Annotated in this window: 4 protein-coding genes; all 4 read left to right on the top strand. The window is 37.8% G+C overall.

Annotated features, from left to right (window positions below):
- On the top strand, positions 1 to 3646 hold a 3646-nt coding region (locus V7S79_RS12115; RefSeq protein ID WP_459490859.1), incomplete at its 5' end, for a T9SS type B sorting domain-containing protein.
- A 495-nt stretch (positions 3647 to 4141) separates the two neighbouring features.
- Positions 4142 to 5143 (top strand): PorP/SprF family type IX secretion system membrane protein, encoded by a 1002-nt coding sequence (locus V7S79_RS12110; RefSeq protein WP_459490858.1) that lies wholly within the window; start codon positions 4142 to 4144, stop codon positions 5141 to 5143.
- A gap of 31 nt (positions 5144 to 5174) precedes the next feature.
- The gene (locus V7S79_RS12105) at positions 5175 to 5870 is read left to right on the top strand and encodes a hypothetical protein (protein WP_459490857.1); all 696 of its coding nucleotides are present in this window, start codon (positions 5175 to 5177) and stop codon (positions 5868 to 5870) included.
- Between the two features lie 47 nt (positions 5871 to 5917).
- The coding region (locus V7S79_RS12100; RefSeq protein ID WP_459490856.1) for a beta strand repeat-containing protein at positions 5918 to 12295 on the top strand (6378 nt) is incomplete at its 3' end.

Here is a 12295-nt window from a genome sequence, read left to right as displayed (position 1 = left end):
AACGGGAGGGACTTCGAGTATGACAGCACCAACACCATCAACGGATAGTTCAGGAACCTTCCATTATTATGTGAGTCAGACCTTACAAAATATGGAAAGTGCGAGAACTACTTTTACGGTGATTGTTGCTGGTCATGTCAACATGCCTAGTGAAATTAATGGGCCAACCATTCTAGGAGTAGGTGTTGGGGGTACTTATCATGTGACTCCAGTGGAAGGCGCAGCCTCTTACTTGTGGCAATTACCTACTGGTTTTACAGGTGTATCTAACGTGGATAGTATTCATGTTGTAGCTGGAAACACAGGAGGATTGATTAAAGTAGCAGCTGTCTCAACAAGTGGTTGTCAAAGTACATTTCAAACAATTAGGATTGCTGTATCTCAAGATTTTGATGGAGATGGAGTGAGCAATGATCAAGAAGCATTGGATCATACGGATCCTAATAATGGTTGTGATTATATTACTTCACATGTTACCCTACCAAGGTCGGCAGCATGGAAGTTAATTGATTGTGATGGAGATGGAAATCCAAACGAAACAGATCCTGAACCATTGAACTTCTGTATCGGGGGTATAAATAATGTAATTCCAGCGGATGGTACACCTCAATATGAATTCTTTAAGGAGTCGGATTGTGATAATGATGGTATTTCTAATTCAATGGAATGTTTTGGTGCAATTCATACTTGCCAAGATTTTGATGGAGATGGAATTCCTAATTTCCTAGATCAGGATTCAGATGCAGACGGAATCTCTGACCGAACTGAACAAAATAGAGATAGCGATGGTGATAAGGATGCCAATTATTTAGATCTTGATTCTGACAATGATGGAATTTTAGATAGTAGAGAAACTGTTAGCGACCAAGATAAAGATGGAACGCCAAATTACCTTGATTTGGATAGTGATGGTGACAATATTCTAGATGCGTGGGAAGCTTTGGCTTTGTATCGTGCACATACAGATGAAAATTTAGATGGAAGAGTAGATAAAAATGGTGTTTTCAAGGATGAAAATAACAATGGTTTAGCCGATATATTAGAACGTTCGATGGGTGGAATACCTACTGAAGTTCCAGATACCGATAAGGATGGTTTAGCTGATTTCTTGGATCTAGATTCAGATAATGATTGTCTTCCAGATATCATTGAATTAACCAATGATGTGGATGGGGATAATATTCCTAATTATCGAGATACGGATTCCGATAATGATTGTATTCCTGATGTTATTGAAATTGGAAATTGTTCCAATCCAATTGATACAGATAAAGATGGTGTACCTAATTATTTGGATTTGGATTCAGACAATGATTGCATAAGTGATGCCAAAGAAGTAGGTATGGATTGTAATAATCCAGTGGATACAGATGCAGATGGTATTCCTGATTACCGAGATACAGATTCAGACAATGATTGTATCAGTGATAACAAGGAGATAGGTGGAGATTGTAATAATACAGTAGATACCGATGGAGATGGAATTCCAGACTTTAAAGACACGGATTCTGATAATGACTGTATAAGTGATAATAAAGAAGTTGGGTCTGAATGTAATAATCCAGTGGATACGGATGGTGATGGTATTCCAGATTACAAAGATTCAGATTCGGATAATGACTGTATCAAAGATTCAGTAGAAGTTGGAACGGATTGTAATAAACCTGTTGATACAGATGGCGATGGCATTCCGGATTACAAAGACACAGATTCAGACAATGACTGCATCAGTGATCATAAAGAAGCTGGATTGGATTGCAATAAACCAGTGGATACGGATGGTGATGGCATTCCTGATTACAAGGATATGGATTCGGATAATGATTGTATCAAAGATTCGATGGAGGTTGGCGTAGATTGTAATAATCCAGTAGATACAGATGGAGATGGTATTCCAGACTTTAAAGACACGGATTCTGATAATGACTGTATTAGTGATAACAAAGAAGTGGGATCTGATTGTAACAAACCAGTAGATACAGATGGTGACGGCATTCCAGATTACAAGGATACGGATTCGGACAATGACTGTATCAGTGACCACAAAGAGGTAGGACTAGATTGTGACATACCTGTAGATACCGATGGCGATGGTATTCCAGATTATAGAGATACAGAATCAGACAATGACTGCATCAGTGATCATTTAGAAGCAGGAGCAGATTGCAACAATCCAGTAGATACAGATGGTGATGGTATTCCAGATTATAGAGACACGGATTCAGACAATGACTGCATCAATGATCATAAAGAGGCTGGAGCAGATTGCAACAATCCAGTAGATACGGATGGCGATGGTATTCCAGATTACAAAGACACGGATTCAGACAATGACTGCATCAGTGATCATAAAGAAGCTGGAGCAGATTGCAATAAGCCAATCGACACGGATGGTGATGACATTCCAGATTATAGAGATACGGATTCAGACAATGACTGTATCAGTGATCATAAAGAGGCTGGAGCAGATTGCAACAATCCAGTAGATACGGATGGCGATGGTATTCCAGATTACAAAGACACGGATTCAGACAATGACTGCATCAAGGATTCATTGGAAGTTGGGCCAGATTGCAACAATCCATTAGATACTGATGGAGATGGTTTGCCAGATTATAAGGATACGGATTCGGATAATGATTGTATCAAAGATGCTTTGGAAGTTGGTGCAAATTGTGCTAAACCAGTAGATACTGATGGCGATGGATTACCTGATTATAGAGACACTGATTCGGATAATGATTGCATGAGTGATCAGGTAGAAGTGGGTCCAGATTGTAGTATCCCAATGGATACAGATAAGGACGGCCTTCCAAATTATCAGGATACTGATTCGGATAATGATTGTATCTCTGACTTGATTGAAGCAGATGGAAATTGTTTGAACCCTGTTGATACAGATAAAGATGGATTAGCAGATTATTTAGATTCAGATTCAGATGGAGATTGTATTCCTGATGCTGTGGAAGTGGGTCCTAAATGTAATAAGCCTTTGGATACGGATGGTGATGGAATCTATAATTTCCGGGATACAGATTCTGATAACGATTGTATTCCCGATGCAAAAGAAGCAGGTAAAGATTGTGCTAAACCTGTTGATACTGATAACGATGGAACGCAGGATTACATGGATTTAGACGCGGACAATGACACATATAGTGACAATATCGAGGCAGGAACAGATTGTAAAAATCCAGTTGATACCGACAAAGATGGTCAACCCGATTTTCAAGATTTGGATTCCGATGGAGATGGAATACCTGATAAATTAGAGGATGATATCGATTATGGTAATTTGATCGATTGCGATAAAGATGGTATTCCGAATCGAATAGATCCAGACCAATGCAATGTATTCTTACCAAAAGGTATTTCACCGAATGGAGATGGTAAAAATGATCGTTTGATTATACCAGGTATTTTAAGCAATCATAAAAATAAGTTAACCATCTTGAATCGTTGGGGTAATGTGGTTTATGAATCAGAGAATTATCAAAACAACTGGACAGGTCAAACTACTCATGCGTTTGATTTACTATCTACAGACGGATTGTTGCCAGATGGCACCTATTATTATGTTATCGATTTCATGGGTACCCGACCAAACATTGGAGCCTATGTATATATCAATCGATTGGAGAAATAGATGGTTGAGGTAAGAGGTAAGAGGTAATAGGTAATAGGTAAGAGGTTTCTTTTCTCTTTTCTCTTTTCTCTCTCTTCTCTTCTGTCAAAAATTGCATTTTTCTGCTATTTCCTGCATTTATCTTAGTGATAAATTATTCAAAAAGCCTATTTAAACTCATTTTAAATAGGCTTTTTTGTTGCTAATTTCCAGTGCTTATCAAATAAAAATGTGATTTTGCAAAAAATATCAAATTTATTTTGATTAACTTTGAACGTTTTATTGAAAAATATTTGATTTTTTGATCCATTAAATTGTTGTAAATGAGTGCTTTTGAATTAAAGTGTTTTTTCTTCTAATTTTTTGATATTTTTTGAAAATAGAAATTTTACTAATTGCCGTAAATTTTCGTGTCACTAATTGGATATTTTTAGTAAAAGCCATTAAATGAATAAGTGCCATTATAATTAATAAACCAAGATTAATTTCACCACACTTTAATAACCACCTAATTAAATGTATTTTGTAATATCAGATTTAATCACTAATAAGCTAAGTGTAACTTTTAAAAAAGTTATCCAAATTAGTTCAGGGACATTCTTTGCCCAAATTTTATTCATATCCTTTTTATGTTCTTCCTTCTTTGCACATTCGCAGATTGAGGCAATGTATTCTTTGTATAAGCTTAATCCTCAATATTTAAGTCCAGTGCAATCTGGTACTACTGAAAATAGTGAAATTATTGTTTCCAATCGTCAGCAGTGGGTTGGTTTAGATGGGGCGCCTAAAACATTGGGTGTAACAGCCAATATTAATTGGAAATACAATAAAGGTATTGGTTTTATTGCTTATCAGGATCAAGCTGGTCCAATGACGGTCACGAACATCGCTGCCGATTTTGCCTATCATGTTCGATTAAATTCAAAATGGAACATGAGTGGAGGTATTCGAGGAGGGTTTTTGAATTTGGCACTAGATTTTACCAAAGTTGATTTGGTTCATGAAGGAGATGAGTTGTTTTCAAAAAACAGAACTACAGGATTTGACCCGAATGTAGGTTGGGGAATTAAATTTTCTAAAGGGGATGGTTTGTTTATCAGTGTTTCACAACCCCGAATTTTGAAATATGAATTTTCAGGAAATGGTGCCTTTAAAGATATTGTGTACACCTTCGCTCAGGTTGGAACCAAAGTGGCTTTGACAAATCAAATTAATTTATATCCGAGTGCTTTGATTCGTATGGGAAAAGATGTTCCCTTGAGTTTTGATGCTAATATAAATGCAAATCTTTCTAAGAAATTAGATGTAGGAGTGACCTACCGATATTTAGATAGTTATGGAATTCGACTTGGATTCCAATTATCCAATACGCTTAATCTTGGATATGTTTTCGAAAATCCGATATCTCAAATTTCTAAAATTTCATCCCAAACTCATGAGTTTGCTTTGCGTTTTACGATTAAACCGAAAAAGCGTGTTGATGAATTTGTGAAAGAAAAAGAACTTCTAAATAAATAAATTTTATCTGAATATGATGACCGTAAAAAAAATGAAATTTTGGTGTTTTGCTTTACTGTTTTTCCTCACTGTTTGGAAGGATGGATTTGCTCAAGATTATCAATTTGCCATTGGTTCAAATCTCTCCAACTATTATCTTGTCAATACGCAAGGTGTTTCTGTAGATTTCTTGAAACCAGGGTCTGGTATTCACATGAACATGCGTCGTAGAAGTGCTTTGGTTGACACCCTAGCTTTAATTTCCAGTGGTTCTGAAAAAGGCGCTTATTACAAACAGCACCCAAGTTTGGCCAAAGTCTTAAGTGTCTTGCATTATGATTTTGGATTGGTGTATAATCAATATAATACCAACGGGGGAGTACAAAATATTGCTTTCGATTATAAAACGGATTTTATTGGATTTAACGCTGGATTTGGTCCAGAATTTAACCTAAGTAAAGGCTTTAAACTAGGAACAAAGCTTGAATTAAATGCTCAAAAAATGTTGCAAGGTATTCAAATGCTAGGATCTAACTATTACGACCTTGGCAACAATGAGCAGTTTTCATCTGTTAAATTTTTTGGTGGATATTCTTTGGAATTGATTAAACAAGTGAATTCCAGCGTTGCATTTTTTATCAAATACCAAAATCAAAAAACTTTAATAAGCTCAAAAGCTGAAACTGGAAAATTAGATTTTTCCGCTTCAACTTTTGCCTTTGGATTAAATTTTAAAATGACCAAATAATATATTCTAATTAAATCACTTCTAAGATAGATTAATTGACTAGCCCGATGAATAAATTACACTTAACCATTGTTTTCATTTTAATTTCTTTAGCCACTTTCGCACAAAAGAAAGGAATGAATTACCAAGCAGTTATCATAGACCCGAAAGCCATTGATATTCCTGGAGTCGCAATTACAGGACAGCCTTTAGTAAATTCTGATGTTTGTATCAAATTTGGTATTTTGAAAGGAAGTACTATCGAATTTGAAGAGGTTCAAAAAACCAAAACAGATGATTTTGGTCTTGTCAATTTAACCATTGGCTCAGGAACCAAAACTAGTTTAGTGACCAAATATAACACATTTGAGAGTATTGTGTGGGACGCGACCATCAAAAGTTTACAGGTTTCGGTTAGTTTCGACAATTGTGCTACTTTTCAACAGGTTAGTATACAGGCTTTTAATTATACTCCTTATGCTTTTTATGCAGGTTCTGTTGACTATAAAAATGTAAACGATGCTCCTAAAGATTTATCTTATTTTGGGAATGATGTTGGCTATTTAGTGGATAAAGATTTAGATCCTTTGCGTAAAAATATCGGTCAAAACACAACGGATATTGCTAATTTAAAACAAGAAACAACCGATAAATTTTCAGTAATTAATCAATCAATTGTTGATTTAGAAAAGCGAGTTACTACCAATGAAATTGATATTGCTGCTATAAAAATAAAAAACACGGCTCAAGATGACTCTTTGGCATTAATTAATAATAAACTTGCGATTCACGATAGCAAAATCACCACTTTGGAAAAAAGTTCCACCACTTTGAATACAAAAATTGATTCTGTTAATACCAATTTAACTTCTAAAATTGCTGGAAATACAAGTCAAATAACCGCAATTAATCAAACCCTAGCCAATCAACAAAACCAAATAACTCAAAATAATACCACTCTAAATAACAAAACAGATAATTTACAATATCAAATTTGGGGCTTAGGTAATACATATGAAGTTTTAAGTAATAAATCTACTGCCACAGATTTAGGAAATGCGAATCCAAGTAATACGCTTTACCCTTCTCAAAAAGCAGTTAAAACCTATGTAGATGTCACAATTCAAGATGCCATTGCAACAGGTGCTCCAGATGCTACAACACTTGCTAAAGGAAAAGTACAATTAGCGGGAGATTTGGCCGGTACTGCCGATTTGCCTAGAGTTCCAGCATTAGCAAACAAAGAAGAATTAGCCAATAAAACGACGGATATTACTGGAAATGCAGGTTCTCAAACCAAGTATCCTACAGTAAAAGCTATCAAAGACTATGTGGATGCATCAGTAACTGGGCTTGCTTTCCAAGCAAATTTAGATTTGAAAGCAAATATTAATTCTCCTGTATTCACAGGTACACCTGAATTTCCAAGTACAACGAAGGCGGTAACTCAATCCCTAAATGACAATTCAACTGCCATTGCAACTACTGAATTTGTTCAATCTGCTTTAGCAGCAGGAGTTGTAGATGCCAATGCTTCCACCAAAGGTAAAATCAGGTTAGCAGGTGATTTAGCTGGAGATGCCCAAAATCCAACGGTACCAGGCTTATTGTTAAAAGAAGATCTTTCCAATAAATCAAACGATGCAGCCTTGGGAACAAGTACTTCCAAGTATCCAACACAAGCAGCCGTAAAGACGTATGTTGATAATCAATTTGCCAATGCAGCTATTCCGGATGCAACCACAACGACCAAAGGTAAAATTCAGTTGGGTGGCGACTTGAACGGGGTAGGCACAACTGCAGCTGCACCCGTTATTTCGGATAATGCCATTACAACGAATAAAATCAATGATGGTGCTGTAACCAATGCTAAAATTGCCAATGGAGCGATTAACAACGCTAAAATTGGAGAAACAATTAGTGTTGCCAACGGTGGGACGGGAGCAACAACTTCAACGGGTGCTTTGACTAATTTAGGTGCTGAACCAACTGCCAATAAATCCAATGATGTGAATTTAGGAACAAGTTCTACTTTGTTTCCAACGCAAAATGCAGTTAAGAATTATGTAGATACACAATTTGCCAATGCAGCTATCCCAGATGCTACAACCACTTCAAAAGGTAAAATTCAATTAGGAGGAGATTTAAATGGTGTAGGTACGACAGCAGCTGCGCCAGTAATTTCAGATGCAGTAATTACTACGAACAAACTAGCAAATGCCGCAGTTACGACTGCCAAGATAGAAGATGCTGCTGTGACCAATGCTAAAATCGTTGACGGGGCTGTGAATACCAATAAATTATCTACTGGAGCGGTTACTAGTATTAAAATAGGAAACGGCGAAGTGAAAACGATTAATTTGGAAGATCTATCTGTTAGTTCCACTAAATTAGCTGCAGCAAGTGTTGAAACAGCAAAAATTGCCAATTTAGCTGTTACAGATGCAAAAATTAATTCTGTAAGTGGTTCAAAAGTTACAGGTAGTATACCTGGAAATGCCCAAAATGTCAATGGAGTAGTAGATGTCGCCAATGGAGGTACAGGAAATGCTGCCACTTTAACAGGTTATATCAAAGGCAACGGGGCCTCTCCAATGACCTCTAGTCCTACGATTCCTGTGGCTGATATTGTGGATGGACAAAGTATATCTAATTTATCAACGGCCACCGATTTAGGAAATACAAGCTCAAGTGATGTTTTATATCCATCTCAATTAGCAGTTAAAACGTATGTTGATGCACATACAAATAGTGCCGTTGGAACATCTACCCAAACAGCTTTGAATTTAAAAGAAGATGTAGCAAATAAAGATTCGAATGTCAATTTAGGTACGAGTAATACCGCTTATCCAACTCAAAATGCAGTGAAAGCGTATGTAGACACCAAATTTGGAGGTACCAATGCCATCAATAGTTTAACAGGATTACCCAATATAGCCGACCAAAAAGTGTTGGGTAATATGTCTGGCGGAATTACGACGCCTCAAGAATTACCTACCACAGGAACAGGAAATGTCGTATTGGGAACAAGTCCTAATATTTCAACACCGACACTTACTAGTCCCGTATTAAACGGAACTATTTCTGGTTCTGCAGTAATGCCAATTGCCAATGGAGGAACTGGGGCAACTACTTTATCAAGTGGCTATGTAAAAGGTGGAGCAAGTTCACTTTCTACCGTTTCTAACATTCCATGGCAAGACGTAACGGGTGCAGTACACACCGTAAATGGAAATACACCAGACCCAACAACTGGCAACGTTGCCATCGCTTTTGGTATGGTTACAACAGGTTTATTGGCCAATCGACCAGCAGTAGCTGGGACGAATAATGGTGATATTTATGTCGTTTCTGGTGAAACAGGAGCAACTGCCAGTGATAATGGAAGAACCTTTATCAGTACAGGAGGTGCAAGTGGAACTTGGAATGAGGTAACTCCAAATCAAGCTTCTTTGGATGCAAGATATGTTCAATTGGCTGGAAGTACCATGGCTGGAAATTTGATTTTTCCAACAGGTACCAAAGCAACCATGGCGGATGCTCCTGTAAATAATACAGACCTAGTCAATAAAGATTATGTAGATGCAAGAGTTTCTGCAGCAACGCCAGATGCCACCGCATTGGCAACAGGTAAAATTCAATTGGCGGGTGACTTGACAGGTTCTGCGACCAATCCTTTGGTTAATAATAAAGCAATTACCTTCCCTAAAATGCAAGATGTTTCAACAAATGTCGTGTTAGGTAGAAGTTCCACTGGATCGGGAAGTATCGAAGCCTTGACTACCTTGCCCGTTGCTACCTTACCCGCTTTAACTGGGGATGTAACAACCGTTTCAGGAACAGTGGCTACAACTATTACTGATCATGCGGTTACATACAATAAAATTCAAAATCTTTCTGCACAAAGCCTTTTATTAGGAACTGGAAGCAATGGAGGAACCTCATTAACTGAAATCTCATTGGGAACAGGTTTAACTATGAATAATGGTGTATTGAACTCAACCATTGGTACAGTGACGAATGTTTCTGGCACAGCAAACAGAGTTGTGGTTAGTAATGTAACAACCACTCCAACAGTAGATATAGCTTCCAATTATGTTGGACAATCATCGATTACAACTTTAGGAACTGTGACAGCTGGAACTTGGAATGCATCAACCATCGGTGTTGCGCATGGTGGTACAGGTGTTACAACCTTAGCCGCGGGTTATGTAAAAGCGGATGGAACTAATCCTTTGACTACCACTGCTACGATTCCAGTGGCAGATGTAGTTGATGCGGAGACTATTAATAATAAATCAACTGCCACAGATTTAGGAGGAAGTACCCCAACGGACATCAAATACCCCACTCAATTAGCAGTTAAAACCTATGTAGATGCAACTGTTTCAGGAGCAACCCCTGAGGCAACATCCAGTGTTTTAGGTAAGGTGAAATTAGGAGGTGATTTGGCAGGTTCAGGAACTACGGCTAGTGCACCAATCATTACTTCAGGCGCCGTTAATACAGATAAATTAGCAGATAATTCGGTAACTACGGCTAAAATTATAGATGGCTCAGTGGAAACTGCTGATGTAGCAGATTTAGGAATTACGACAGCTAAAATAGCTGCTAGTGCTGTAACAAGCGCTAAAATTGCTGATGGAACCATCGTGGTAGGGGATATTGCTGATGATGCTATTGAAACCATCAAAATTAAAAATTATGCAGTTATAACTGACAAAATTGCTAATCAAGCCGTAACTCCAGCGAAAATAGAAAAAGGTGCTAATTCAACAGTTTTAGTAACAGATGCGACTGGTGCCGTTGCTTGGTTAGATAAAAATAGTTTTGGTGCAGTGGCAGATATGACTAGCATCGAAGGAGCAGGAACAACGGCCAGCCCTTTCAAAGTAAAAGACTTAGGAATAGTAACAGCTAAAATCGCTGATGCTGCGGTTACCACCATTAAAATTGCTGATGCGAACGTAACAACGGCCAAGATTGCAGATGCCAATGTTACTACTGCTAAAATTGCGGATTTAAATGTAACGAATGCGAAATTAGCAGCAGATGCCATTACCACAGATAAAATCAAAGATGGTGAAGTTCAAACAGCTGATGTCAAAGATGCCAATGTAACTACAGCTAAAATTGCCGATTTAAATGTAACGAATGGAAAAATTGCAGAAGCGGCAGTTACTACCAATAAAATAGCAGCAGGAACGAGTAATACAGTTTTAGTTACAGATGCTACGGGTGCTGTTGCTTGGTTGGATAAAAATAGTTTTGGTGCAGTGGCGGATATGACTAGCATCGAAGGAGCAGGAACAACGGCCAGCCCTTTTAAAGTAAAAGATTTGGGAATAGTAACAGCAAAAATCGCAGATGCTGCGGTTACAACGGCTAAGATTGCTGATGCGAACGTAACAACGGCTAAGATTGCGGATGCGAATGTAACAACTGGAAAAATTGCTGATTTGAATGTAACGAATGCGAAATTAGCAGCAGATGCGATTACCACAGATAAAATCAAAGATGGTGAAGTTCAAACAGTCGACATCAAAGATGCCAATGTAACGACTGCAAAAATTGCGGCTGGTGCAAATAATACAGTTTTGGTAACTGATGGAACTGGCGTGGTAGCATGGTTGAATAAAGATGATTTTGGAGGTGTAACTGATTTAACTACAATCGAAGGAGCTGGAACCACTGCCAGTCCGTATATAGTTAAAGATCTAGGAATAGTAACAGCAAAAATCGCTGATGCGGCAGTAACGACATCGAAGATTGCCGATGCGAATGTAACAACGGCCAAGATTGCGGATGCGAATGTAACAACTGGAAAAATTGCCGATTTAAATGTTACGAATGCGAAATTAGAAGCAGATGCGATTACCACAGATAAAATCAAAGATGGAGAAGTTCAAACAGCCGACATCAAAGATGCGAATATTACAACTGGAAAAATCGCCGACTCCAATGTAACAACAGCTAAGATAGCTGATGCCAATGTTACTACGTCTAAAATTGCAGCTGGAGCCAATAATACAGTCTTGGTTACCGATGCAACTGGAATGGTAGCATGGTTGAATAAAGATGATTTTGGAGGTGTAACTGATTTAACTAGCATCGAAGGAGCTGGAACCACTGCCAGTCCATATAAAGTTAAAGATCTAGGAATAGTAACAGCTAAAATAGCTGATGCTGCGGTTACAACGGCTAAGATTGCTGATGCGAATGTAACAACGGCCAAGATTGCTGATGCGAATGTAACAACAGCTAAAATTGCCGATTTAAATGTAACGAATGCGAAATTAGAAGCAGATGCGATTACAACAGATAAAATCAAAGATGGAGAAGTTCAAACAGCCGACATCAAAGATGCGAATATTACAACTGGAAAAATCGCCGACTCCAATGTAACAACAGCTAAGATAGCTGATGCCAATGTTACTACGTCTAAA

Source organism: Aquirufa sp. ROCK-SH2 (genome assembly GCF_054558315.1).
Note: the sequence above shows the minus strand (reverse complement) of the source record. Positions and strands in the feature narration are given on the sequence as shown.

Excerpts from the sequence above, each read along its gene's own strand:
- V7S79_RS12110 (WP_459490858.1), top strand. The coding sequence starts at position 4,142 with ATGTATTTTGTAATATCAGATTTAATCACTAATAAGCTAAGTGTAACT.
- V7S79_RS12105 (WP_459490857.1), top strand. The coding sequence starts at position 5,175 with ATGAAATTTTGGTGTTTTGCTTTACTGTTTTTCCTCACTGTTTGGAAG.